Below are 25,277 nucleotides of genomic sequence, written 5' to 3' on the forward strand. Positions count from 1 at the left end.
TATTAATGATTTCTTGAAACACTGTCATCAACAATTCGTGGTGTAACAAAAATCAGTAGTTCGCTCTTATTATCCTTTTTTACATCTTTACGGAATAAGCGTCCCACATAAGGCAAGTCTCCCAAGAAAGGCACCTTAGTTTGAGTATTGGCTGTCTGCTGTTCAAAAATACCCCCCAAGACTATTGTTTCGCCATTTTCAACCAATACATTGGTGTTGATCTCATTTTTATTGATTGTATATTGACCGGTAGGTGTAGGATTCCCTACAGAGTCATTTTTGATTTGCAACAACATCTGGATTTTGCCATCTGGAGTAATGCTTGGCGTGACATCTAAACTCAAAGTTGCATCAACAAATGAAGTTGTGGAAACAGCATTTGCCCCCCCTCCTTGAGAAGATTGATAAGGAATTTGGGTACCCGATGCTACTTTTGCAGCTTGTTTGTCAGCAGTGAGTACTTTCGGAGTAGAAATAACTTCACCATAACCATCAGCTTGCAATGCAGAAAGTTCTAAATCCAGCATAAAATCTGACAAACTGATTAAACCAAATGCAATTCGGCTTGCACCTTGACTGGTTACACCTAAATCCACATTTAAGTTCTGTGGACGTTGAATGGTATATTTACCATCATCACTAGGAGTCTTTAAATCCCACAAGGTTGTATCACTACCACCGACAAGCAAGTCACTATTCTGGTTGATACCCTGTGATAAAATGCCCCACTTTACACCCATCTCTTTGGTAAAGTCTGTGGTTGCACGCACTATACGTGCTTCCACCATAACCTGTTTCACAGCCACATCCAGCAAATCCACCATTTTGCGAACTTTATCGATATTTTGTGCAGTATCATTAATAATCAAGGTATTGGTACGTGCATCAACCGAAATTGAACCACGTGGACTTAAGAGGGTTTCACCTGAATTATCATTTGATCTACCGCCACTACTCCCACCACCCGAATTATTCGACTGTTTAGTTTCAGTAATTAACTTTTCAATATCAGTGACTTTAGCGTAACTTAATTTTAAATATTCAGTTTGAATCGGCGCCAGTTTTACACTTTGTGCTATAGCTTTAGCTTCTTCTTCTTCCGCCTTGATCAGTTCTGATACCGGTGCAATCCAGATCACGTTGCCATTACGGCGCTTATCCAGATTTTTGGTTTTCAAAATAATATCAAGAGCCTGATCCCATGGGACATCTTTTAAACGCAGGGTAATATTGCCTTGAACACTATCCGCAGTCACCATATTGATACCGGTGAAATCTGCCAATAATTGCAGTACACGACGTACTTCAATATCTTGGAAATCCAAAGAAATCTTTTTCCCTGTATAAGCATTGGCTGCTTTAGGTTTTAATGGATTTTTATCTTCAGGACGTTTTAAGCTGATGGTTAGTTTATTATCAGTCTGATAAGCCATATATTCATAGCTACCAGAAGTCTGAATGGTAATCACGCCATTACCGCCGTCATTGGTAGCATCGACCGTGGATACCGGAGTTGCAAAATCATTGACATTTAAACGACGTGCCAAGTGTGCAGGAACTTTGTTACCCAAAGTTCGTACTACTACTTTACTGCCTTGCTGTTGTACATCTACCGGAGTATTACTACCTAATAAATCAACAATAATTTGGCCTTCACCCTGACTGCCACGCTGGAAACCGATATTGGAAATGCCTTGCGCAGTTTTTTGAGCCATAATTTGCTGTGAAGCAAATGTATTTCCAGCAACAGAATTAATTTTTAATATAAAGGTATTGCCTTCAATACGTGTGGTAAAGGCACCCGCATCAGCCAAGTTCACAGTTAAACGTGAACGTTGCGCATCTGAACTCACATCGACCGAAGTTGCCTCTTTCGTTGCGACAGGAATGCTATTTTGTTGTAAATTTTGTTGTGCTTTATCAAAATCAAGAATCAAACGTGACGGCTGCTCAAGTTGATAAGCTTGAGGTTGTGGTGGTAAACCATTAAACATCACACGGATTTCTGTACCCTGACCTGCAATCTGCATCGGCACAATATTAGTAATACTGACTTGTGCATTTGCAACCTGCATGATCGCGATCGCAACAGCACCCATAGAAAATTGACGAAACAAATGGTTCATTGTATTGCCATCCCCAAATATAAAATCTTTAAAACTATTATTCATTTTTATTCCTTTTAAACTTAAGGCGCTGGTCCAAGTAATACTAGACTTCTTGGACGTTCCACGTATCCTTCTCGCCCATCTGGAATAATTTCCACGAGATCAATTTGTGTAGGTGTAATATTGATCACGCGACCATGATTCATACCCATATAACTGCCGCGCTGTATTCGTTCAATTTCACCATCTGGCGTCTGAATCAATGCCAGTATCTGTCCAGACTGGCTACGCATGCTTCCCTTCATATTTAACGATTCAATTGCATAACTTTCTAAAGGCTGCAGTTGACGTGATAAATTAGGATAGACCCGCTTTCCTGACATAATTTTTAATTCAGCAGCCAGCGAACTCGGTAAAAAAGGACTCTTCAACTGGTGTGCCGCATAATTAAATGTCGGTACAGGAGGAAAAACCGGAGCGGGTTCAATCGCTAATGGGGGTTGATTACGGATATTGGCCATTTGTTCATTCACGGCATCAATACGCGAGTCACAGCCCACTAACATTAAACCCAACATCAAGCTGAGAGAGATTTTTTGCATTTTCATTACTTTACCCCTCCAGTTGTAGCCGTTGAGTTAGCATCCGTAGCCTGAGTACCGGTAGCTGGAGTAGCCGTAGCCTGAGCATCCGTAACCCCAATATAACGGTATGTTTTTGCTTTAACGTTATAGTTCACTTGAGGAATGTCAGATTTTTTCTCTTTATTTTCCGATGCTGTAATCTCAAAATCATGTAAGGTTACAATACGTGGCAGTGCAGCAATCCCACTCACAAAAGAACCAAAGGCATGATAATCACCTGTTGCTGTGATTGAAATTGGCTGTTCAATAAAGAATTCTTGTTTAACCTCTGGATCCAAACTAATGTTTTTAAATTTCAAGCCAGAACTTACACCCGTCACGTTGATATCTTCAACCAGACCTGGAATTTCAGTTTCTTTCGGCAATTGCTCTAATTGCTGATTAAAATTCGCTTCCATTTCTTGTAACTGCGCTTGCAACAACTGCAGGTTACGAAGCTTGGAATCTTTTTCACGAAATTCATTAAGTAGGTTTTGTTCTTGAGCAGCAGCATTGGAAATATCGTCCAATTTGCTTTTAATGGTTAAAAAATAACCAAGAACACCAATCGCCAATACAATCGCAATCCAGCAGGTAATTTTGACGGACAATGGCCAACTGCCATAGTTATTCATATCCAAAGTATTGAACTGCTGAAGGAACTTATCCAGCGTCATCTTCTTTTTAGTGACCACAGCTTCATTTGGATTTAATTCATCTAGTTCATCGAGACTCATTTTGCTGCCTCCACGGTTGAATTAGCTGTATCGGATTGTGCTTGTTGTTGTGCTTCTGGTGCAACTGGTTGTGCGATTTCGTCTAAGTCAGCAGTCACCACAAATGAACCATAACCTTCCTCAACACGCGGAACAACTGAACTAGGCGCTTTATCTTTTTGCTCTTCAACTGCTAAAAAAGAATTCATAAAAGCGTTGCGATACCAGGCAGATGCTTCTAAATTACGTAAAAACTCTGCAACAGTATTCGGGCTTTCCGCCTTCCCCTCGATAGTAAATTTATCACCAGTACGCACAAATTTGGTAATATACAAATTAGTTGGCGTTACTCGTACCAATTCGTCAATCAGACGTACTGCAATCGGACGTTGCCCTTGCAAGCCTTGAATCAGTTTCATACGCTCAATAATAGCATTGCGCTGTGCTTCCAAACCTTCCAGAGATTTTAATTGCACATCAAGATTTTGATTGGTGCTAGTAATTAGCTGATTGGCCTGTTCCTGGTCTTCAAGTTTTTGATCATAATAAAACCATGATGATGTAACCGCCAAAGCGCCAATGAATGCAGCCCCAATACAAATTGCTATAAATTCTTTTTTTCGTTTCTCTCTCAGCTCATCACGCCAAGGGAGCAAGTTAATTCTTGCCATTAATCAAAACTCCTCAATGCCAGACCACATGCCACCATGAGCGAGGAAGCATCATTCTCTATTTTTTTAATATCGATTTGTGGAGAAAACCCCATTTGCAAAAATGGGTTGGCAATCGTGACGCGATAACCCAGTTTTTGTTGTAGTAATTTCGCGAGTCCTGGAATATTAGCATTCCCCCCCGCCAATAAAATGTGGTCAATCTCATTAAACTGTGAAGATGAGAAGAAGAACTGCAGTGATCTTGCTGCCTGTTGAACTACAGCTTCCAAGAACGGCTCTAAGACTTCAACATCATAGTCATCGGGCAATGAACGGGTTTTCTTGGCACGGCCCGCTTCTTCAAAAGACAGACCATAGCGATTTTGAATTTCTTGAGTCAGCTGTTTACCGCCAAACACCTGCTCTCTTGTATAAATCACTTTATTATTTTGCATCACAGATAAGGTCGTCATGGTATGACCTATATCTAAAACACCAACCGTATTCACACCTATTGGTAAAGTATCGGAAAATACTTTATAGGCATTTTCTATCGCAAAACTTTCAACATCGGCAATTTTTGGTGTCAGGTTAGCCAATTCCAGCACTTCAGCACGTGCTTCTACATTTTCAAGACGCGTTGCAACTAAAAGCACATTCACCCGATTCGGATTGGCTAAACGATCCGGCAATACTTCAAAATCCAGACTGGCTTCATCCAGAGGAAAGGGAATGTATTGCTCTGCATCCATACGGATCTGAACTTCACGTTCGTCATCCGTCATATCGGCATCCATTTCAATGGTTTTGGTAATCACCAATGAAGTTGGGATGGCAAGGGCTGCAGCTTTAGATTGCGTATTGGCAAGATTAAGCGCTCGCTCTAGTGCATCTCCGACAGCTTCTGGATTTAAAATATTTTTTTCAACAACACTACCCTCAGGTAAGGGAACCAGTGCATAGCTCTCAACCCAGTACCTGTTACCGCTCTTAACAGAAAGTTCTAACAATTTAACAGAAGTAGAACTAATATCTACTCCTACTAACCCCTTATTCGGCTTACGATATAACCTGAGCACAATATACTTCCTATTATTTTTTTATCCCCAATAAAAGTAACCTACTAATCAGTGCTGGTCTATAATTTTATACAGATACAATAACTCATCTAACAATCTGCATGTGTAAAGGCTATACTGACCGCTAATTAGTTTGCCATTAGCTCTTATTAAAACTTACTTGTTATGAAAAAGCTATCACGTTCGGGCCATGTTCATCCATTTTTTTTGATCATAATTATAGTTTTGGTCTCAATTCCGATGGGATTTTATGGCATGTATCTCTATATTGCCCCATCCTTACCCAAAATGACCACCTTAAAAAAGGCGCCGTTATTAAAACCTTTACAAGTATATAGTGCCGATAATGAGCTTATTGCTGAGTATGGCGGGAAATTGTCTGTCCCTGTGGAATACAAACAGATTCCAAAACCCTTTATCTCGGCCTTCCTTGCTGCAGAGGATTCATCCTTCTTTGAACATAGCGGAATCAGCTTTAAAGGTTTAGGACGTGCGGTGAGTGAAACCATCACCGGTTCCAACGTACAAACCGGCGGTTCTACCATCACCATGCAGGTGGCTAAAAATTATTATTTAACACCAGAACGCACGCTAAAACGCAAACTGACTGAAATTTTCTTAGCACGTAAAATTGAACAAAACCTGACCAAGGAAGAAATTCTCACCTTATATGTGAATAAAATTTTCTTGGGTAAAAATGCCTATGGCATTGCTGCAGCTGCAAAAATTTACTACAACAAAAACCTGGATCAGCTCAGTATTGCTCAGATGGCCATGATTGCAGGGCTGCCCAAAGCACCTTCAAAATACAATCCGGTGGTCAATCCTACCCGCGCCTTGGAACGTCGCAACTGGATTCTGGGACGTATGCTGCAGCTGGGTTATATTAATCAGGCTCAATATAAACAGGCTATTGCTGAACCGATTAACCTCGATATGCCTGAACGTGGCATCAATAATAAATTTCCCTATGTGGGCGAAATGGTACGCTCAGAATTGATGGAAAAGTTTGGTGAACAAGCAATTGATTCTGGATACAAAGTCTATACCACCATCAATAGCCAACGTCAGGCCTTCGCAGAACAATCGGTACAAGAAGGTCTCGAAGCCTATGACCGCCGACATGGCTGGAGAGGTGCTGAAGCCCATGACAAACCCTTGAGCGAATTCATGGCGTATGCAAATACCTATCCTGCCAAGGTGATTAAAGTCGATAAAAACGCTTTTGAAGCATTGATGCAAGATGGCTCTAGCGTGACTGTACCTTGGTCAGGCATGTCTTGGGCTTCTCCTTACAGGAATGCCAACAGTGTAGGTCCTGCTCCACGCACAGCTTCCCAAATTGTTAAAGTAAACGATATTATCCGCTTGCGTCCGAATGACAATAAAACTTCTTGGGCACTGGTACAGATTCCTAAAGCACAAGGCCAGCTGATTGCATTAAACCCCAACAACGGCGCAATTGAAGCAATTGTTGGTGGATACAATTTTTATCAGTCCAAATTTAACCGTGCCCTACAAGGCTGGCGTCAACCAGGTTCAACCATCAAACCCTTTGTCTATGCATTGGCACTTGAACGCGGTATGACACCCTACAGCATGGTCAATGACAGTCCGATCACCATTGGCAAATGGTCACCGAAAAACTCGGATGGTCGTTATCTTGGCATGATTCCATTACGTCGCGCCTTGTATTTATCACGGAATACCGTGTCCGTTCGCCTGCTGCAAACGGTGGGCATTGAGCGTACCCGACAATTACTGATGGATTTTGGTTTGCATGAAAATCAGATCCCACGAAATTACACTATTGCCTTAGGTACACCACAAGTTCTTCCTATTCAAATGGCCACAGGCTATGCCACCTTCGCCAATGGCGGTTACCGCATTCAGCCGCACTTTATTGACCGTATTGAAGATGCGTATGGCAAAGTGATTTATCAAAGCAATCCTGACTATGCATGTATTTCCTGCATCAACCAAACTGATGAAGAAACTACCTCTGCAGAACCGGTAACCCCTGATGATGAAGTAATTGATGTCACCAATCAGACATTACCAGAAGAAAAAGAACTGGCCAAACTTGAACTTGATGAAACAAAAAGCCAGTACCGTCAGGCACAGCGTGTCTTGAAATCAAGCTCTGCATATGACATGGCCAATATTCTGCGTGATGTGATTCAGCATGGTACCGGACGTGCCGCACTCAGAATTGGCCGTGATGATCTTGGCGGTAAAACCGGAACAACCAATGATGCCAAAGATGCCTGGTTTGCCGGTTTTAATGGCAAACTGGTGACGGTTGCCTGGGTCGGTTTTGACCAGCCTACTACGTTGGGTCGCCTTGAGTATGGGGGTGTTGCCGCCTTGCCAATCTGGACCAACTTTATGGGCAATGCCTTAAAAGGCACACCGGCAGCCTGGGTGCATTTTGACAAAAATGCCAAAGCGCCAACCAATCATAACCAGACGATTACTGTCGGTGAACCTGTTCAAACAGATCGTTCATCTCCACCTTTGGCTCGTCCATTGTATCGTCCGGCACCTATTACTCCAGCACGGGCACCGGAACGTGACTTTGATGATCTTCCTGGAGAGAAAATCCTGGTTCCGGATAATGCCAACCCGCCAGACATGCAAAAACAAAACCACAAACCGGATGCACTTGATCATCTGATTGATGTATTTGAATAGCATGCTAAAAAGCCCTCGAATGAGGGCTTTTTTATTGGGCTTATTTCTTTTTGAACAAATAAATCTGGAATTGAGCCTTTAACTCAAACTGATCTTTCTGTTCCAAAGCCTGACGTCGTTCTGGCTTGGCTTTATAGGCATAAGGCGTCATGGCAAGCAGATGCTTTAAATCCGCTTGTGACAAGATAAAGGGCGCATCTACGATACTCTCCCCTACCAGCTCAAAAGCATCTTCCAGCTGGACGACAAATTTATGTGGTTCATGCGGATTCACGTCTTCAAAAAGCGCCTCACGCATGGCATATAAATGCTCTGTTGCAGGCGTAACCACTATCAAATAGGCATGCGGTTTCAGTACCCGTAATATCTCCTGTTTTGGAATAGGGCTAAACAAGCTGGTACACAAGTCGATTGATGCATCTAAAACAGGTAATGTTGCACCCGTTCCAACCACCCAGGTCACATTTTTATTCAGCTTGGCTGCAACCTGAACTGCATTTTTGGCAATATCTACACCGACACATTGCAGCACTTCCGCCTGCATGGCATTGGTGTAATAACCTTCACCACAACCGATATCCAGCAGATTTTCAATGCGTAATTCGCGAATTTTTTCAACCACGCCCTGTTGTAAAGGTGCATAAAAACCTGCACTTAAAAATGCACGACGCGCCTGTACCGATTCAGGCGTATCACCCGGATTTTTACTGTGCTTATGCTGCACCACATGCAGGTTCACATAGCCTTGTTTTGCCACGTCATAACTGTGGTTATTCACACAGTGCCATGTTTTTTCGGTCAGTTTCAATGCTTCATGACAGACAGGACACATCAGCAGATTCATATTTTTCTCCAGTGCCTGAAATCAGGCGATAAAAAAGCCGGCAGATGTGGGAGCAAATGCCGGCTCTTTCGAATATTTGCTTAACGCAATTTTAAGGTCATTAAGCCTAAAACTACCAGCATAATTGTGATAATCCAGAAACGAATCACCACTTGGGTTTCACGCCAGCCTTTTTTCTCATAATGATGATGCAGCGGCGCCATCAGGAATACCCGCTTGTTACGCATGCGCAGTGAACCGATCTGCAAGAATACTGAAATGGCTTCTACCACAAAAACACCACCCATAATGGCAAAAACAATTTCCTGACGAACCATAACTGCAATGGTACCTAGCATTGCACCTAAGGATAAGGCACCGACATCACCCATGAACACTTGCGCAGGATGGGCGTTATACCAAAGGAAAGCCAAGCCGGCACCAATCATTGCAGCGCAGATCACCACCAATTCGGATGAATATTTCACATATGGCATGTGTAGATAATTAGCAAAACGAACATCCCCTGCAAGGTAGGCAAACACGCCCAAACCTGCTGCAACCAGAACGATTGGCATAATTGCCAGACCATCCAGACCATCGGTCAGGTTGACCGCATTGGAGGCACCGTTAATCACCAGATAAGTAAAGATAATAAAACCAATTCCCAAAGGAATAACCGAGAATGGAATAGACAGATTTTTAAAGAACGGAATCAACAAATCTAGCATGTTGCTGGTATGCACAGGATTGACCTGCTGAGTCGCAATCACATACAGGGCAATACCGGCACCCAGAGAAGCCACTGAAGTCCAGAAGAATTTTTTTCGTGCAGGCAAGCCGGCATTGTCTTTATAACGGACTTTAATCCAGTCATCTGCCCAACCTACGGCACCAAAGATCACCATTACCCCAAGCACAATCCAGACATAAGGATTAGATAAATCGGCCCAAAGCAAGGTTGATATCCCAATCGAGAGTAGGATCAAAATCCCGCCCATGGTGGGTGTACCCATTTTTTTGGCATGACCTTCAGGAGCAAACGAACTGACTGCTTGGCCATATTTGAGTGCTTGTAGCTTACGGATCATCACTGGCCCTAAGACCAGTCCAATGGTTAATGCAGTTAATACACTGAGCAAAGCACGTAATGTTAAATAACGAACCACCTGAAACGAGCTGTTATAGCCCGCCAGTTGTTCAAATAGCCATAACAGCATTAAAGTTTCTCCATCAAATCAGCCATCAATGTTTCCATGTGGGTATAGCGAGAACCTTTAAACAGGAAACTCATGGATTGAGGTTGATGTGTTTCAATTAAACCAAGTAAGAAAGGAAGAGCTTGTGCCTGAGTCAAAAAGGCCTGCAATTTTTTTCCATACTGGGTACTGCGCGCCCCTTCTTGGGTGGCTGGAGCAAATTCACCCACGGCAACCACGAAGTGAACGCCCTGTACCGAAACCAGGTCACGGCCCAGCATATAGTGTTGCTGTGCTGCACTTGTGCCCAATTCACCAATATCGCCAATCACCATCACCTTGACACCTTCCTGCTGGGCAAGCACTTCTGCCGCTGCGCGCATGGAAGTCGGATTGGCATTGTAAGTATCATCAATAAACAGATGCTTTTCAGTATGAATAAAGTTCAAACGACCTTTGGCACCCGTCGCCTGTTCCAGACCAATCACAATATCATCCAGCGCAACACCAATCGCGAGAGCAAAAGCTGTCGCAGCAGTGGCATTCTGAACATTATGTTCACCGGCAAATGGCAGACTGATCTGACGCACACCTTGAGGGGTATTTAAAGTAAAGCGGGAAGATTGTGCTTGCAACTCGATGTCTGTTGCATATACATCACCACCTTGACCAAAACTCAATACCTTCTCAGTTTGCACCACTTGGCGAATCGTATCTGCAAAATCATCGGCAGCGGGAACAATAGAAGTACCTGTTGCGGCAATATGTGCATAAATTTCCGATTTGGCACGACAGATACCATCGCGTCCGCCAAATTCACCCAAATGTGCCGTACCAATGTTGATAATCCCGGCAACATGCGGTTGCACCAGATTTGATGTGTAATCAATCTCACCCTGATGGCTCGCGCCAAGTTCCATGACCGCAAACTGATGTTCGGCACGCAGCTCGAGCAACATCATTGGCACACCCAAATCGTTATTCAGGTTACCGCGGGTAATTAAGGTCGGTGCCAGACGCGATAAAATACTGCCTAGCATTTCCTTAGTAGTGGTTTTACCACTGCTACCGGTCAGCGCAATCACTTTCAATTGTGAGTTCTGCGTACGGCGATAAGCCCCTAAATGACCAAGAGCCAAACGCGTATCTGCAACCACGAGTTGACAAATATCTGCGTCGACCGGATGACTGACAATCGCAATTTCACAGCCATTTGCTGCAACATGAGCAACAAAATCGTGCGCATCAAAACGCTCACCTTTCAGGGCAAGAAATGTATCGCCTTGTTCGGCATAACGTGAATCTGTCAAAATTCGTTTGATTTCGCCTTGAGGCACTTTCTCATTCAACCAGTAACCCTGGGTGGCTTCAGCAAGCTGCGCTGCTGTCCACGGCTCTAAAGGCACTGTACTGGTAGTCGATGTATGCATGATGGTTTCCTATTGCGCAGGATAAGCTGAATCTGGAGTGTGAGGTTGTGCATCAATAGCTGCCTGCACTTCGATCACATCATCAAACCAATGACGTACGCCATCAATTTCCTGATAGTTTTCATGCCCCTTGCCGGCAATGACCACAATGTCACCCGCCTGAGCCTGTTTCACTGCAAATTTAATCGCTTCACGGCGGTCATGAATTTCATGCACTGTATGCGCTGAAAAATCGATTCCCGCTTTCATGTCGGCAAAAATCTGTTCCGGATTTTCAGTGCGCGGATTGTCTGAAGTGATCAGTGCGACATCGGCATGATCCAAGGCAGCCCGGGTCATCAGCGGACGCTTGCCACGGTCACGGTCGCCACCACAGCCAAAGACTGCCCATAAATTTTTCGCTACATGGCGTTTTAAGGTGGTCAGCACCTGAATCAAAGCATCTGGAGTATGGGCATAATCCACCACAAACAGACGCTCGCCATCACGGATCACCTGCATACGACCCGGCGCACCTTTCAGTTGCGCTGCAACGGCAATCGAATCCGCCAGCTTAAAGCCTGCCTGCTCTGCAGCAATCAGACTCGCGACAAGATTTTCAACATTGAAGTGACCGAGCAATGGGCTATGCACTTCAAATTCACCCTGTGCCGTGCACAGTGTAAAGCAGGCACCACTTAAGCTATATTGAATATTTTCAGCTTGATAGTCAGCGTTCTGAGTGATTGAGTAAGTGAGAATTTTTGGCCGAGCCGGATTTGATTGTGCCGCCTCAATCATGACCTGTGCATGCTCATCATCAATGTTGATAATCGCCACTTTTAAACTGGAAAATTTGAATAACCGCGACTTGGCTTCAGCATAGGCTTCAAGCGTACCGTGATAATCCAGATGATCACGGCTTAAGTTGCTATACGCCGCAATTTCAATATCGCAGCCATTCAAACGACCCTGTTCCAGACCGTGTGAGCTGGCTTCAATCGCAGCAAATTCAGCGCCAGCCTGTGCATATTTATGTAATGCATTTTGCAACTGCAAGGCATCCAGAGTGGTATGCGAAGAAACTTCCAGATTCGGCAAAATACCGTTACCGGTAGTTCCCATCACGGCGCATTTCTTGCCTTGCAACATCAACAGTTCAGCAATTAAACGCGAGATGGTAGTTTTACCGTTGGTCCCTGTCACCGCAATAATCTGTTCCGCCTGCACCGGCTGGCTGGCCTGCAAATATTGTTTTTGCCATTGCCCCATCAAATGACGGACATTCGGCACCACAATACTGTTTTCCAGGCCTAAATCCGTTTCACTCACCACCGCCAAGGCACCACGTGCCAAAGCCGATTGTGCAAACTGCAGCGTTTTTTCAGGCTGAGAAAAACTAGTCAGGGCAATAAAAATTTGCCCTGCTTCAACTTTACGACTATCTAAACTAAAGCCACCGAATGGCTTGCTTATCCATCCAGCGGTTTTCTCAGTACTGTAGAGATCTTGAAATGTAATCGACATTCATCACCTGTTACTGGATTTTGGGAGTATCTAAAGGTTTATCTAAAGGCACGTTCATCAAACGTAATGATTCTTGCATCACCCGTGCAAATACAGGAGCTGCCACCAAACCACCGTAATATTGCCCTTTCGGATTTTCCACCACAATGACCATGGCCAAGCGCGGATCACTTACCGGTGCCATACCGGCAAACAGTGCACGGTATTCCGAGTCTGAATAGCCTTTACGGTCTGCACGTAATTTATGTGCTGTCCCGGTCTTACCTGCGACACGATAACCTGGAATATTGGCCTGCTGTGCCGTACCACCCGGCAAGGTCACCGCTTCCATCATCAACAAAACCTGTTCGGCAATTTTTGCATCGACAATTTGCTCACCCTTCGGTGGCTGATCCAGTTTATACAGGCTTAAAGGCACCTTCACGCCTTTATTGGCAATCATGGCATAGGCATCGGCAATTTGCAGTACCGTCGCATTCAGACCATAACCATAGGCCATGGTACCCACTTCCGATACATTCCATTTGCTTGGCGGCAAAATCAAACCCGCACTTTCACCCGGGAATTTAACTGCGGAACGCTGTCCCATCCCCACACGTTTATAGAATGTAGGCAAGGTTGCATAAGGCAGTGATAAGGCAATTTTTGCCACACCAACGTTGGAAGATTTCTGGATAATCCCGCCGAGGGTAAGTACGCCATAGTTATGGGTATCACGAATGGTATGGTTACCAATACGCATACTGCCCGGCGATGTATTGACGATAGAGTTCGCGGTATATTTGCCACTTTCCAGTGCCATCGCCACAGTCAGCGGTTTCATGGTAGAACCCGGTTCGAATGAATCGACTGCACCGCGGTTACGCATGGCATCTTTATTGGTTAAACTTTTCTTATCGTTCGGGTTATAAGATGGCCAGCTGGTCATTGCCAGAATTTCACCAGTTTTGACATCTACAGCAATCGCAGTGGCAGAACGTGCATTATTGGCCACACCGGCAGCGGTCAATTCACGGTACAGAATATATTGCAGGCGCGAATCGATACTTAAGGTGATATTTTCCCCTGCTTCCACTTCTTTGATAACTTCAGGATCTTTAAAACGGTTGCCGCGCTTATCGCGCACAATTTGCTGTTCGCCATCATGACCAGATAAAGCACTATTCAGCTGCATCTCCAGACCTTCAATCCCGGTTCCTTCACTATTGGTTAAACCAATAATCTGGGCATTCGGCTGCGGCTGCGGATAGTAACGCTTATAGTTTTTCTCGGTATAAACAGCCTGAAACTCACGTTTTGCGATCAGTTCAGCTTGCTGGGGTGGAATTTCTTTTTGCAGGACCAGATAACGTGAACGAGGTTTGTCGTTCATCTTCTTTTTCAATTCTGCACGATCAATGCCTACCGCATCGGCAAGTTCATCCAGATTGAGGTTTTTATCGGGTAACTGACGTTTCAGTTTACGGTTATGAGGATCTTTAGCCAGCTCAGCCGTAATCTCATCAAACAGTTTTTTGGTTTCAAAATAGTCGCGCGGATCAATCACCACTTTCATGACCGGCGTACTAATGGCCAAGGGCACGCCATGACGATCATAGATCACGCCACGCATCGCCTTGACTTTTTCCGTTCTTAAAATGTTGGCATTGGCCTTGTTTTGCAAAAAGTCCTTGTTGATGACCTGTACATAGAATGCACGGCTCACCAAAGCTAAAAAGCATAGTAAAACCACACTCCACATCAGATAAAAACGCCACATATCTACGCTAAGGGCATTTTTCTCGGTAATCGGCTGCTGCTTTTTGCGTGTTGCCTGACTTGTTCTCTTGTCCACCATATTACAGCTAGCCTTATTTTTTATCTTCTGGAGTCATTGGTAAAGAAATTACAACCGTCTGCGCGGCAGGTGGCGAGTACATGCGCAATTGCGTTACCGCACGCGTGCCAATTTGCGCCGTTGCACCAAAGGTTTGTTGCTCAATCAGCAAACGCCCCCACTCTGCATTCAGATCATCCCTTTCCCGCATAAAAGAACTTAACTCGCGATAATCATGACGATATTCAAATACCTGGAATACCACCATCAATGCGCTAACAAAGACCAATAGCAGCAAAATGATATAACTGATGATTTTTTTCATCGGCTTTTTACCGGCTTTCTTTTCAACAACTTCAGTTTTCATTATTCGCCTTTTGAAGCTAAGCGTTCTGCAACTCTAAGCCATGCACTACGAGAACGAGGGTTGGCTTTGACCTCTTCTTCACTGGCACGAACTCGGGAAATTTTCTTTAAACGACGGGTATCTTCCCGTTTTTGTGGCAACCCCCAACTGGTGTCTTCCGCTAAAGTCGATTCTTTTTGAATAAATTGTTTAATTAGACGGTCTTCCAGTGAATGGAAACTGATCACCGCCAAACGTCCCTCTGATTTTAAAACTTCCACAGCCTGTGGCAAGAAAGCTTCAATATCATCTAATTCTTTATTAATGGCAATACGGATAGCCTGAAAAGTTCGGGTTGCAGCATGTTTATTTTTTTCCCATTTCGGATGGGCAACTTTTACAATTTCAGCCAGTTGAGCAGTCGTTTCAATATAACCTGCCGCTTTAATAGCTTTGGCAATACGGCGGCTATAACGCTCTTCTCCATACTTGAAAATCACATTGGCCAAAGCTTCTTCTTCAATATTGACTAACCATTCAGCCGCCGTTGGACCTTGCGAGTTATCCATACGCATATCTAGCGGTCCATCTTTCATAAAACTAAAACCACGTTCCGCCTGATCAAGCTGTGGAGAGGACACCCCTAAATCCGCCATTACCCCATCAACCTTGTCGATGCCCAAATCTTCCAGTTCCTGTTTTAAATCGGCAAAGCTGGCATGGATAATTTTAAAACGTGAATCTTCCTGTTCTAATACAGCTGCAGTTTCCAAAGCTTGCGGATCTTTATCAAAGGCATAGACGCGGGCATTTTCATCCAATTTAGACAGCAATAAACGGGTATGACCGCCGCGACCGAAAGTGCCATCGACATAAATTCCTGTATTGCGATCTGCCAATAAGGCATCAACAGTTTCGTGAAGTAATACAGAAATATGCGACATAAGGGTTCAATCAATACTATGAAAAATGTAACTGCACATTATTACCTTGTTTTAACAAAGCTCCAAACGACTTTTTGTAGGGAAATATTACTTTTCATAGAGAAAACCGTTTTTGGGGATATTGAAGCAAATTTTGCTGTGAATGCATATTATTTAAAAAACCCGATTCTTCTCTTTATTGTTTGTTAAAATTTGCCTCTCTAGTCATCAATTGATCAGCAGCTAAATAGAAATTTTTCTACTGTTCATTTCTTTGATCTAGCTTAGCGATTTGTTCTTTATTTAGGTCAAAATTACCGTTACTGCTCAGGGGCAGTTGCCTTGCCCTGCTGGCCTTGATTTATCTATGGATCATGAGCCCAAATCACAATAAAAAAGCCAATCACAACGGATTGGCTTTTTTAGATCACGCAGAATTAACGCTTGCTATTGTAAATCTGGTCGAAAATTGCACCATTCACAAAATGGGTCTGTTGCGCTTTAGCCCAGCCACCAAATACTTCATCAATGGTAAACGTTTTTATTTTCGGGAATTGAGCAGAATATTTAGCCAGCACGTCCGGATTACGTGGACGGTAGTAGTATTTTGCCGCCATTTCCTGACCCAATGGTGAGTACAAGTAGTTGATATAACCTTTGGCTAACCACTTGTTACCATCTTTCTCCACGTTTTTATCCACGATTGCAACTGATGGTTCAGTTAAGATAGACATGGATGGATAAACAATTTCAAATTTGTTTTTGCCCAGACTTTTTTGAGTGACCAAGGCTTCATTTTCCCAAGTCAATAACACATCGCCAATACCGCGTTCTGCAAAGGTGGTCATTGAAGCACGAGCAGCCGAGTCCATCACTTTGACATTGTGGTACATCTTGCCCACAAACTCTTTAGCTTTGGCATCGTTACCACCCGGTTGTTTCAGCGCATAACCCCAAGCAGATAAGTATACCCAACGTGGTAAACCACCTGTTTTAGGATTCGGGGTAATAATTTGCACGCCCGGTTTAGTTAAATCAGACCAGTCTTTAATATGCTTGGGATTGCCTTTACGTACCATAAATACGATGGTTGAAGTATAAGGTGCAGAGTTATGCGGGAATTCTTTTTGCCAGCCCGGCTGGATTTGACCCGATTTGACGATTTCTTCAATATCATTTGCTAATGCCAAAGTCACCACATCAGCTTTTAAGCCATCAACCACAGAACGCGCCTGCTTGCCTGAGCCACCATGAGATTGCTTGAAATTCACACTACGCCCAGTGCGCTCTTTCCAGTAAGCACCAAAAGACTTGTTGAATTCATCATAAAATTCACGTGTTGCATCATACGATACATTTAAGAATTCACGGTCTGCCGCCTGAGCAGAAGTTGCAGTAAAAGCAATGCTCGTAGCAAGCAATGCTGCACTGAGTAACGCTTTAAATTGAGTTTTCATTGCAATACAGATCAATTATCTTCATTAATGCTAACTATATGAAATAAAGTCATAATTCGCAATTCATCCAATTTAGACATAACAGATTAAGATAAAAGGTTTTTCTACTTAATTCACTGTTTTAGATACAAAAATAGTGACAACATTATACTTATTTCATATATATAGATTTTTATGGATTAGATATAAAAAAAACGGATAATCTAGTTATCCGTTTTCTATTTTAATGCTTGATAACGATCAGAATATTAATTCTTTTCACTATAGATCTGGTCGAAGATGGCACCATTCACAAAATGAGTTTTTTGCGCTTTCGCCCAGCCACCAAACACATCTCCAATAGTAAACAGTTTGATTTTTGGAAATTGTGCTGCATATTTCGCTGCCGCTTTTGAATCACGTGGACGGAAGAAATATTGTGCTGCCAAATCCTGCCCTTTTGGCGAATACAGATAATTTAAATAACCTTTAGCCAAGTTACGGTTACCATCCTTATCAACATTTTTATCGACAATTGCCACCGATGGCTCAGCCAAAATTGAAATGGAAGGATAGACAATCTGATATTTGTCTTTGCCCAGGCCTTGAGTTGCCAATAAGGCTTCATTTTCCCAAGACAACAGCACATCGCCAATACCACGCTCGGCAAAAGTGGTTAAAGAGCCGCGTGCACCCGAATCCAGTACTTTCACATTGCCATAAAGCTTTTTCACCAGCTCCCGTGCTTTGACATCATTTCCACCCGGCTGTTTTAACGCGTAGCCCCATGCCGACAGATAAATCCAGCGTGGCGCACCACCAGTTTTCGGATTTGGCGTAATAATTTCCACACCCGGCTTGGTTAAATCGTTCCAATCTTTAATATTTTTAGGATTACCCTTGCGAACCAGAAAAACCACGGTCGAGGTATACGGTGCAGAATTGTTCGGAAATTGCTTTTGCCAGTTTTTATGAATCAGGCCAGCATTCACAATTTCATCAATATCGTTGGCCAGAGCCAAAGTCACCACATCAGCCTGCAAACCATCAATCACGGAACGGGCTTGCTTACCTGAACCGCCATGAGATTGCTTGAAATTGATCTCCTGTCCGGTACGTTGTTTCCAATACGCCCCAAAGGCCTGATTATATTCCTGATAAAATTCACGGGTCGGATCATAAGAGACATTCAGGAAATCTTTCGCGGCGAAACTCTGCGTGCCCATGCTCCCCAGCAAGACCAAAAAAGTAGAGACGATTATTTTTTTCATGTGTAACACTCTTCTTTAAGAATAAAGACACTATATGAATCGAGAATATTTTTAACAATCATAAACTTATAATATTTTATTGATTAAAAATCGGTTTTAAAGATATCTATAAAAATGCTTTTAAATGCACTTTTAGCACTAAAACCATCCCTAAAAAATCTCAAACTTGTTGTTTTTCATCATTCTTCATGTTGTCTCCATATTTTTTTGATACAAAGTTCCCAAGCTTTATAGGTATTTTATCATTTTGTAAAAAAGTGTGACCTAGTTCTACTTTTGTATTTTTTTGTGTGGTTAAATGGTGTCACACCACAGGATTAAAACAATATATAAAATTCCAGCACCAGAAGGGGAGATGTGGAAATGCGATATACAGCAATTATACAGGCGTTAAGTTTAAGTTTAAGTTTAGGGTTTATGGCTCAGCTGGGACATGCAGCTACAATTAAAGGTACCGAAGCCAAAGTGACTTTAAGCCCTGAAAAATCTTCATTGATTGAAAAAGCCTTGCAACAGCAAAAGCACGGGGGCAATACTTTACGTGCTGATAACGATTTAAAAATTCTGACCGAAATTAAAGTTGCACCGACTCAAAGCTTTTTTGCCGCCCAAAACCAGAAATTTAGCCGTTTTGTGCAAGCGCTATTCCCGCAAAACAACTCTTAATTCAGCAGCGAACTTCTTGCCCCTTTAGTGGTTCCCATCTAGCCTAATCATTTCAATGTTGAATTTAACATTAAGTGATTGGGCTTTTTCGTTATAATAGCTTCCATTCACATTCTGAAAATATTGGTTATGACTGTTCGTACTCGTATTGCACCTTCTCCTACTGGCTTTCCACACGTAGGCACTGCTTATATTGCCTTGTTTAACTTATGTTTTGCTAAACAGCATGGCGGTGAATTTATTCTTCGTATTGAAGATACCGATCAACTGCGCTCAACTCCTGAATCTGAAAAAATGATTTTAGATTCATTGCGCTGGTTAGGCTTAAATTGGTCAGAAGGTCCGGATGTGGGCGGTCCACATGCACCCTACCGTCAATCTGAACGTATGGGCATTTATAAGCAATATGCGTTAGAACTTGTAGAAAAAGGGCATGCTTTTTACTGCTTCGCAACACCAGAAGGACTGGATCAAATGCGTGCTGAACAACAGGCACGTGGTGAAACACCGCGTTATGATGGTCGTGGTTTAAAGCTGTCGGCAGAGGAAGTGCAGCGTCGCCTTGCCGCAGGTGAGCCCCACGTGATTCGTATGAAAGTACCTGAAGAAGGGATTTGTAAAGTCAATGATTTACTGCGTGGGGTAGTTGAAATTCCTTGGGCTCAAGTCGACATGCAAGTCTTGCTTAAAACCGATGGTTTACCGACTTACCATCTTGCCAATGTCGTCGATGACCATCTGATGCAAATCACTCACGTTTTCCGTGGCGAGGAATGGTTACCATCTGCACCAAAACATCAGTTGCTCTACCAATACTTTGGCTGGGAAATGCCGGTACTGGGTCATATGCCATTGCTTCGTAATCCGGACAAATCAAAACTGTCTAAACGTAAAAACCCGACTTCAATCAATTACTACAGGGACATCGGCGTATTACCGGAAGCATTGTTGAACTATTTAGGCCGTATGGGCTGGTCAATGCCAGATGAACGTGAAAAATTCACGTTGGCAGAGATGATTGAGCACTTCGACATTAAACGTGTGTCTTTAGGTGGCCCAATCTTTGATGTGGAAAAACTCAACTGGCTGAATGGTCAATGGATTAAAGCACTCTCTCCTGCCGAATTGTTAAATACTTTATTGGCGTGGAAATCTGACCGCAATACCCTGGAAGAAATTGCTGCTGCCATTCAGCCGCGTATCAACCTGCTTTCTGAAGCAGTGAACTGGGCTGGTTTCTATTTCAACCAGTTCCCAAGCATCAGCAAAGAGCAGTTTGAAAGCAAGAAATTGTCTGATGAACAGATTCGTCAAAGCTTGCAGTTCGCCATTTGGCGTCTGGAAAGCCTGTTCACCTGGAATAATGATACAGTCAGCCAAACCTTAATGGACTTGGCCAACCAGATGGAAGTGAAACTTCGTGACTTCATGCCCACCTTCTTTATTGCCATTGCCGGTTCAACCTCGTCGACTCCAGTCATGCAGTCTATGGTCACGATTGGTCCCGATTTAACTTTCGCACGTTTACGTCATGCCCTGGAAATTGTCGGCGGACCGAGTAAAAAAGAAGCAAAAGTATGGGAAAAACTCAATGAAAGCTTAAAATTGCCGAAAAATGATGCAGTTGATAAAGCATAATTGATTTTATAGTTGACGTGTAAGCGCAATACCCCTAATATTGCGCTCACACAAACTGGGGTCATAGCTCAGTTGGTAGAGCGCTACAATGGCATTGTAGAGGTCAGGAGTTCGATCCTCCTTGACTCCACCAAAGTTTGCTGTTTTTACCTGTGTTGCCTCAATTGTCCCTATCGTCTAGAGGCCTAGGACATCGCCCTTTCACGGCGGTAACCGGGGTTCGAATCCCCGTAGGGACGCCATATTCAAGATCACTATAATATATTTATAGTGATCTGATAAAAAACCCAAGCATTGTGACTTGGGTTTTTTATTGCCTCAATTTTGTCTAAACTTTTATTTGCGCTGTTTTTTGCTTTCTGTGTCATTCCGATTAAAATAAGCAATAGATTAAAATTATGGAGTTGTAATGCAATACCGTTGCCCCAAATGCCAAAGCCCTAAAATTATGCCTGTCGCTCAAGCCGGTAGCCCTGCAGTACGACCTGTAGTTCCCAAAAGCCTTGTCTTTCTAATTCCTGCTGTATTCATTTTATTACTGCTGGTTTTAATTAGCATTGCCATGTGGATTTTCGGCAATGGCGCAGGCTCTACCCTACAAATTGCCACTGTGGTGGTCTTTATTATCTGTGTCATCGCCGGGTTCTTGTTTTACCGTGATCTGCCTGATTTTAAAATTTCCATGCAAGGCTTTATGCAGTCACAAAAAAAATGGAAATGTCGTGAATGTAATCACGAATGGGAAATCTAAAACAGATTTGATTTCACATCAGCTTCAATGTTGGTGCTGATGTGAATCTTCCTGATGATCTGAATGTTGCACTGGATCACTCGCATTATGGCAATGTGAATGCGTCATACATTCGGTATCTTCAATCTGTAAAGTCATTTCTGTAATGCCATGTTGATGGCTTAACATCTCCAAGGCTTGCTGATATAAGGCATGATGATCTGCCTGTGGTGCATAAAGATGTACGGTTAGATGGAGATTTTTGGAAGTAATGGCCCAAACTTTCAGCTGATGAATACTTTCTACATCCTGTAGGCTCAAAAGATCATTACGCAACTGTTCAATATCAATTTCCTCTGGCACCCCTTCAAGCAAAATATTGATACTTTGTTTGAGTAAAATCCAGGTTCTCGGCAATACCCAAAAACCAATCAGCACCGCAATGAGGGTATCTACCCACATCCAGCCGGTGAAATAGATCACGGCCGCGCCAATAATCACCCCGATCGAACCCACTGCATCGCTTAAAACTTCCAGATAAGCACCTTTAACATTCAGGCTTTCTGCCGAGCTGGAAAACAGGATTTTCATGGCAATCAGGTTAATCACCAGACCAATCACAGCCACGCCCAGCATGCCCAGACTCTGGATTTCAGGGGGATGGCTAAAACGTTGATAAGCTTCGAATAGAATATACATCGCTACGACAAACAGCATCGAGGCATTAAACAGTGCCGCCAGAATTTCAAAACGCTGGTAACCAAAAGTTCTTTTATCATCCGCTGGCATTTTGCCAATTTTGATCGCGACCAAGGCAATGGCTAAGGCTGCTGCATCGGTAAACATGTGTGCCGCATCGGAAAGCAGCGCCAAACTTTGGGTGATAAAACCAGCAATGACTTCAATAATTAAAAAGGTGCTGGTGAGTGCCAGGGCAAAGGTCAGCTTTTTGGCATTGCCCTCTGTGACGATTGCATGGCTGTGATCATGCCCATGATGTTCACCCATACACACTCCCTTTTCTATAAATTTTTGCTTTTCTTCTGGGTCAGCATAGCAAGGAATTATAAAGTTATAAAATTACATTATTATCTCAGCATCATGAGTGCTGAGACCAAATCTCAATATAGGAATTAATTTATTATAATTCATATTCAAAATTTTAAATTCAAAAAAATTAACAACTTAATTAAAATCAACACACAATTGATCTCAAATGAAAAAGCAAATTACAAATAAAAAGTGCTTAATTAAAAAAAAGCATATAAATTAATAATATTGGATAAAAATCATTTAATTTTGATCATAAGGAGCTGAACATGATCATACATACATTAAAACAGATCGTGTACGCTTGGCTTCCTCCATTTGACTCTTAAAATATCCGCAAAGCAAAATCCACCTTCCGAGGCGCAGTTAGCATATACGCAAGGTCTATATTAGGAAAAGTTGGCAATAAAACATAATCAAATCTTTGCAAGCCTGCACGCCAATCACACAACACCAGAAAAAAATCCCGTCACACAAGATCACCGAAATGCAATATGGAACTTTTTAAGTGCAGCATTAAAAGGGCATCGTGACGCCCAGTATAAACTCGGCCTATGTTATTTAAACGGTGACTTAGGTTTAGATAAAAATTACACTCGTGCCCAAGAATGGTTAAAAAAGCTGCAAATCAGGGTCATCCGGAAGCCATAAAGACTTTAATGTATAGTTATTCGCAAATTGCATTTTAATAAAAAAAACCAGCCCGAAGGCTGGTTTTTTAATACATCAAATCAGAGATTAACCACCGATTTTTTTGTATTTAGTACGTTTTTGTACAGCAGCATCACCTAAACGTGCCTGACGGTATGCTTCATATTCCGCATAGTTACCTTCATAGAATTCAGGCTGTTCATTTTCAAATGACAAGATGTGCGTTGCGATACGGTCCAGGAACCAACGGTCATGCGACACCACCATTACAGTACCCGGGAATACAAGAATTGCATCCTCAAGTGCACGTAAGGTTTCGATATCCAAGTCGTTCGATGGCTCATCCAGCAAAATTACGTTTGCACCCATTTGCAGGATTTTCGCAAGTTGTAAACGGTTACGCTCACCACCTGACAATTCGCCGACACGTTTTTGCTGATCTTGACCTTTAAAGTTAAAGCGACCGATATAGGCACGAGAGGCAATTTCGTAATCGCCAATGCGTAAAATATCCAGGCCGCCAGACACTTCTTCCCAAACCGTTTTATTATTGTCTAGTGTGTCACGGATCTGACCTACATAAGCCACTTTAACCGACTCACCTAAGGTCACCGTACCAGTATCCGGTTGCTGTTCTCCAGTCATCATACGGAACAATGTGGTTTTACCTGCACCGTTCGGACCCACGATACCGACAATTGCTGTTGGTGGTACTGTGAAGGTTAAGTCTTTATACAGCAGACGACCATCAAATGATTTGCTAATCCCTTCAACTTCAACCACCTTGTTGCCCAAACGTGGACCAGGTGGAATGTAGATTTCAGAGGTTTCATTACGCTGCTGGAATTCGCGTGAGTTAAGCTCTTCAAAACGCTCCATACGCGCTTTGTTTTTCTTTTGCTGACCTTTGGCATTTGAACGAACCCATTCAAGTTCTTTTTTCAATGCCTTGGCAAAAGATTCTTCTTGTTTGTTTTCTTGCTCTAAACGGGCATTTTTCTGCTCAAGCCAAGAAGAGTAGTTACCTTGGTAAGGAATACCCATGCCACGGTCAAGCTCAAGAATCCATTCCGCAACGTTATCCAGGAAGTAACGGTCATGGGTAATCGCCACGATGGTACCCGGGAAGTCTTTCAAGAAACGTTCTAACCAAGATACAGATTCTGCATCCAAATGGTTAGTCGGTTCATCAAGAAGCAACATGTCCGGTTTAGACAATAGCAAACGGCAAAGTGCAACACGACGGCGTTCACCACCTGAAAGCAAGGTTACGTCTGCATCCCAAGCTGGTAAGTTTAATGCAGCAGCAGCTTGATCCATCTGGTTGCTTAGGTTATGCGCATCCCAAGAATGGATAATCGCTTCCAGCTTTTCTTGCTCTTTTGCAAGAGCATCAAAGTCTGCATCTTCAGCTGCGTATTCAGCAAAAACTTCATCCAAACGTGCCAAGGCATCTAGTGGTTCACGCAAACCATCTTCAATGTTGCCACGGACGTCTTTATTTGGATCAAGTGGTGGTTCTTGCTCAAGATAGCCGATTTTAATACCCGGTTGAGCACGCGCTTCACCTGAGAAATCTTTATCTACGCCAGCCATAATACGAAGCAAGGTAGATTTACCTGCACCGTTTAAACCAAGCACACCAATTTTTGCGCCTGGAAAGAATGATAAAGAGATGTCTTTTAAGATTTCGCGCTTAGGCGGAACCATCTTAGACACACGGTTCATCGTGTAAATATATTGGGCCACGTAGGACTCCTCTATAGAAAAAGCAACATTCGCACTCTAACCAAAGCAGAATGCGAACAAATATTTGGCCGGCATTATACGATGAATGTACAAAAAAAATAAGGCATAGCATGCATCTTCAATAGAATGTTACAACTAATGGCGTGTTGGTTTTTTAAACATAATCATAG

At 43.0% G+C, this 25,277-nt stretch carries 21 protein-coding genes and 2 tRNA genes; 7 read left to right on the forward strand and 16 right to left on the reverse strand.

Features of this window, described 5'->3' with window-relative positions; translation table 11 throughout:
* Positions 1–2: 2 nt before the first annotated feature.
* From WAE57_RS11410 to WAE57_RS11430, 5 genes are all read right to left on the reverse strand, one after another.
* Positions 3–2,126 (reverse strand): type IV pilus secretin PilQ family protein, encoded by a 2,124-nt coding sequence (locus tag WAE57_RS11410; protein WP_337710712.1) that lies wholly within the window; start codon positions 2,124–2,126, stop codon positions 3–5.
* A gap of 62 nt (positions 2,127–2,188) precedes the next feature.
* A complete protein-coding gene (locus tag WAE57_RS11415; RefSeq protein ID WP_337710713.1) occupies positions 2,189–2,716 on the reverse strand; it encodes a pilus assembly protein PilP in 528 nt (175 codons plus the stop codon).
* A complete protein-coding gene (gene pilO, locus WAE57_RS11420; protein WP_337710714.1) occupies positions 2,716–3,468 on the reverse strand; it encodes a type 4a pilus biogenesis protein PilO in 753 nt (250 codons plus the stop codon). Before pilO ends, WAE57_RS11415 begins: the two co-directional genes overlap by 1 nt.
* Positions 3,465–4,118 (reverse strand): PilN domain-containing protein, encoded by a 654-nt coding sequence (locus tag WAE57_RS11425; RefSeq protein WP_337710715.1) that lies wholly within the window; start codon positions 4,116–4,118, stop codon positions 3,465–3,467. The genes pilO and WAE57_RS11425 overlap by 4 nt, the downstream gene beginning before the upstream one ends.
* Complete coding sequence (locus WAE57_RS11430; RefSeq protein WP_237787032.1) at positions 4,118–5,179, reverse strand: pilus assembly protein PilM; 1,062 nt, start codon at positions 5,177–5,179, stop codon at positions 4,118–4,120. The genes WAE57_RS11425 and WAE57_RS11430 overlap by 1 nt, the downstream gene beginning before the upstream one ends.
* Positions 5,180–5,344: 165 nt before the next feature.
* Here WAE57_RS11430 and ponA point away from each other — a divergent pair, with 165 nt between their 5' ends.
* Positions 5,345–7,873, forward strand: coding sequence for a penicillin-binding protein PBP1a (ponA, locus tag WAE57_RS11435; RefSeq protein WP_337710716.1), 2,529 nt, complete (start codon positions 5,345–5,347; stop codon positions 7,871–7,873).
* A gap of 40 nt (positions 7,874–7,913) precedes the next feature.
* Here the strand turns inward: ponA and WAE57_RS11440 are convergent, their stop codons facing one another.
* The 9 genes from WAE57_RS11440 to WAE57_RS11480 form a co-directional block, all read right to left on the reverse strand.
* On the reverse strand, positions 7,914–8,717 hold the full coding sequence (locus WAE57_RS11440) for a putative RNA methyltransferase (RefSeq protein ID WP_337710717.1): 804 nt from the start codon (positions 8,715–8,717) through the stop codon (positions 7,914–7,916).
* 80 nt (positions 8,718–8,797) lie between these two features.
* Entirely contained in the window at positions 8,798–9,916 is a 1,119-nt protein-coding gene (gene mraY, locus WAE57_RS11445; protein ID WP_237787029.1) for a phospho-N-acetylmuramoyl-pentapeptide-transferase, read from the reverse strand.
* Positions 9,916–11,325, reverse strand: a complete 1,410-nt coding sequence (gene murF / locus WAE57_RS11450) for a UDP-N-acetylmuramoyl-tripeptide--D-alanyl-D-alanine ligase (RefSeq protein ID WP_337710718.1) — start codon at positions 11,323–11,325, stop codon at positions 9,916–9,918. The genes mraY and murF overlap by 1 nt, the downstream gene beginning before the upstream one ends.
* Positions 11,326–11,334: 9 nt before the next feature.
* Positions 11,335–12,831 (reverse strand): UDP-N-acetylmuramoyl-L-alanyl-D-glutamate--2,6-diaminopimelate ligase, encoded by a 1,497-nt coding sequence (locus WAE57_RS11455; protein ID WP_337710719.1) that lies wholly within the window; start codon positions 12,829–12,831, stop codon positions 11,335–11,337.
* Positions 12,832–12,841: 10 nt separating this feature from the next.
* Complete coding sequence (ftsI, locus tag WAE57_RS11460) at positions 12,842–14,668, reverse strand: penicillin-binding protein PBP3 (protein ID WP_337710720.1); 1,827 nt, start codon at positions 14,666–14,668, stop codon at positions 12,842–12,844.
* A gap of 13 nt (positions 14,669–14,681) precedes the next feature.
* On the reverse strand, positions 14,682–15,014 hold the full coding sequence (gene ftsL, locus WAE57_RS11465; RefSeq protein ID WP_337710721.1) for a cell division protein FtsL: 333 nt from the start codon (positions 15,012–15,014) through the stop codon (positions 14,682–14,684).
* The gene (gene rsmH, locus WAE57_RS11470; RefSeq protein WP_337710722.1) at positions 15,014–15,937 is read right to left on the reverse strand and encodes a 16S rRNA (cytosine(1402)-N(4))-methyltransferase RsmH; all 924 of its coding nucleotides are present in this window, start codon (positions 15,935–15,937) and stop codon (positions 15,014–15,016) included. Before rsmH ends, ftsL begins: the two co-directional genes overlap by 1 nt.
* Positions 15,938–16,353: 416 nt before the next feature.
* A complete protein-coding gene (locus WAE57_RS11475) occupies positions 16,354–17,373 on the reverse strand; it encodes a sulfate ABC transporter substrate-binding protein (protein WP_237787023.1) in 1,020 nt (339 codons plus the stop codon).
* Positions 17,374–17,621: 248 nt separating this feature from the next.
* A complete protein-coding gene (locus tag WAE57_RS11480; protein WP_337710723.1) occupies positions 17,622–18,623 on the reverse strand; it encodes a sulfate ABC transporter substrate-binding protein in 1,002 nt (333 codons plus the stop codon).
* Between the two features lie 363 nt (positions 18,624–18,986).
* Here WAE57_RS11480 and WAE57_RS11485 point away from each other — a divergent pair, with 363 nt between their 5' ends.
* From WAE57_RS11485 to WAE57_RS11505, 5 genes are all read left to right on the forward strand, one after another.
* Positions 18,987–19,289, forward strand: coding sequence for a hypothetical protein (locus WAE57_RS11485; RefSeq protein WP_301435283.1), 303 nt, complete (start codon positions 18,987–18,989; stop codon positions 19,287–19,289).
* A 129-nt stretch (positions 19,290–19,418) separates the two neighbouring features.
* Positions 19,419–20,927, forward strand: coding sequence for a glutamate--tRNA ligase (gltX, locus tag WAE57_RS11490; protein ID WP_337710724.1), 1,509 nt, complete (start codon positions 19,419–19,421; stop codon positions 20,925–20,927).
* A 57-nt stretch (positions 20,928–20,984) separates the two neighbouring features.
* Positions 20,985–21,060: transfer RNA gene (locus tag WAE57_RS11495), tRNA-Ala, on the forward strand.
* A gap of 33 nt (positions 21,061–21,093) precedes the next feature.
* Positions 21,094–21,169 (forward strand) — tRNA-Glu (locus WAE57_RS11500).
* A 167-nt stretch (positions 21,170–21,336) separates the two neighbouring features.
* Positions 21,337–21,678 (forward strand): zinc-ribbon domain-containing protein, encoded by a 342-nt coding sequence (locus WAE57_RS11505; RefSeq protein WP_237787020.1) that lies wholly within the window; start codon positions 21,337–21,339, stop codon positions 21,676–21,678.
* A 24-nt stretch (positions 21,679–21,702) separates the two neighbouring features.
* On the opposite strand, the gene WAE57_RS11510 is transcribed toward WAE57_RS11505, so the two are convergent.
* Positions 21,703–22,665 carry a cation diffusion facilitator family transporter gene (locus WAE57_RS11510; RefSeq protein WP_337710725.1) on the reverse strand — a complete coding sequence of 321 codons (963 nt, stop codon included), beginning with the start codon at positions 22,663–22,665 and terminating at the stop codon, positions 21,703–21,705.
* Positions 22,666–23,106: 441 nt separating this feature from the next.
* Between WAE57_RS11510 and WAE57_RS11515 the strand changes: the two genes are divergently transcribed.
* Entirely contained in the window at positions 23,107–23,358 is a 252-nt protein-coding gene (locus tag WAE57_RS11515; protein WP_337710726.1) for a hypothetical protein, read from the forward strand.
* 87 nt (positions 23,359–23,445) lie between these two features.
* Here the strand turns inward: WAE57_RS11515 and ettA are convergent, their stop codons facing one another.
* Positions 23,446–25,107 (reverse strand): energy-dependent translational throttle protein EttA, encoded by a 1,662-nt coding sequence (gene ettA / locus WAE57_RS11520; protein ID WP_337710727.1) that lies wholly within the window; start codon positions 25,105–25,107, stop codon positions 23,446–23,448.
* Positions 25,108–25,277 lie beyond the last annotated feature (170 nt).

Source organism: Acinetobacter sp. NS-4 (assembly GCF_037402435.1).
Classification (GTDB): Bacteria; Pseudomonadota; Gammaproteobacteria; order Pseudomonadales; family Moraxellaceae; genus Acinetobacter.

Bases quoted from the DNA above. Each gene is read 5' to 3' on its own strand.
- murF (WP_337710718.1), bottom strand. From the start codon at position 11,325: ATGCATACATCGACTACCAGTACAGTGCCTTTAGAGCCGTGGACAGCA.
- ftsI (WP_337710720.1), bottom strand. From the start codon at position 14,668: ATGGTGGACAAGAGAACAAGTCAGGCAACACGCAAAAAGCAGCAGCCG.
- WAE57_RS11510 (WP_337710725.1), bottom strand. From the start codon at position 22,665: ATGGGTGAACATCATGGGCATGATCACAGCCATGCAATCGTCACAGAG.
- gltX (WP_337710724.1), top strand. From the start codon at position 19,419: ATGACTGTTCGTACTCGTATTGCACCTTCTCCTACTGGCTTTCCACAC.
- pilO (WP_337710714.1), bottom strand. From the start codon at position 3,468: ATGAGTCTCGATGAACTAGATGAATTAAATCCAAATGAAGCTGTGGTC.
- WAE57_RS11440 (WP_337710717.1), bottom strand. From the start codon at position 8,717: ATGAATCTGCTGATGTGTCCTGTCTGTCATGAAGCATTGAAACTGACC.
- rsmH (WP_337710722.1), bottom strand. From the start codon at position 15,937: ATGTCGCATATTTCTGTATTACTTCACGAAACTGTTGATGCCTTATTG.
- WAE57_RS11475 (WP_237787023.1), bottom strand. From the start codon at position 17,373: ATGAAAACTCAATTTAAAGCGTTACTCAGTGCAGCATTGCTTGCTACG.
- ftsL (WP_337710721.1), bottom strand. From the start codon at position 15,014: ATGAAAACTGAAGTTGTTGAAAAGAAAGCCGGTAAAAAGCCGATGAAA.
- WAE57_RS11480 (WP_337710723.1), bottom strand. From the start codon at position 18,623: ATGAAAAAAATAATCGTCTCTACTTTTTTGGTCTTGCTGGGGAGCATG.
- mraY (WP_237787029.1), bottom strand. From the start codon at position 9,916: ATGCTGTTATGGCTATTTGAACAACTGGCGGGCTATAACAGCTCGTTT.
- WAE57_RS11455 (WP_337710719.1), bottom strand. From the start codon at position 12,831: ATGTCGATTACATTTCAAGATCTCTACAGTACTGAGAAAACCGCTGGA.
- WAE57_RS11505 (WP_237787020.1), top strand. From the start codon at position 21,337: ATGCAATACCGTTGCCCCAAATGCCAAAGCCCTAAAATTATGCCTGTC.
- WAE57_RS11415 (WP_337710713.1), bottom strand. From the start codon at position 2,716: ATGAAAATGCAAAAAATCTCTCTCAGCTTGATGTTGGGTTTAATGTTA.
- ponA (WP_337710716.1), top strand. From the start codon at position 5,345: ATGAAAAAGCTATCACGTTCGGGCCATGTTCATCCATTTTTTTTGATC.
- WAE57_RS11410 (WP_337710712.1), bottom strand. From the start codon at position 2,126: ATGAACCATTTGTTTCGTCAATTTTCTATGGGTGCTGTTGCGATCGCG.
- WAE57_RS11425 (WP_337710715.1), bottom strand. From the start codon at position 4,118: ATGGCAAGAATTAACTTGCTCCCTTGGCGTGATGAGCTGAGAGAGAAA.
- WAE57_RS11485 (WP_301435283.1), top strand. From the start codon at position 18,987: ATGCGATATACAGCAATTATACAGGCGTTAAGTTTAAGTTTAAGTTTA.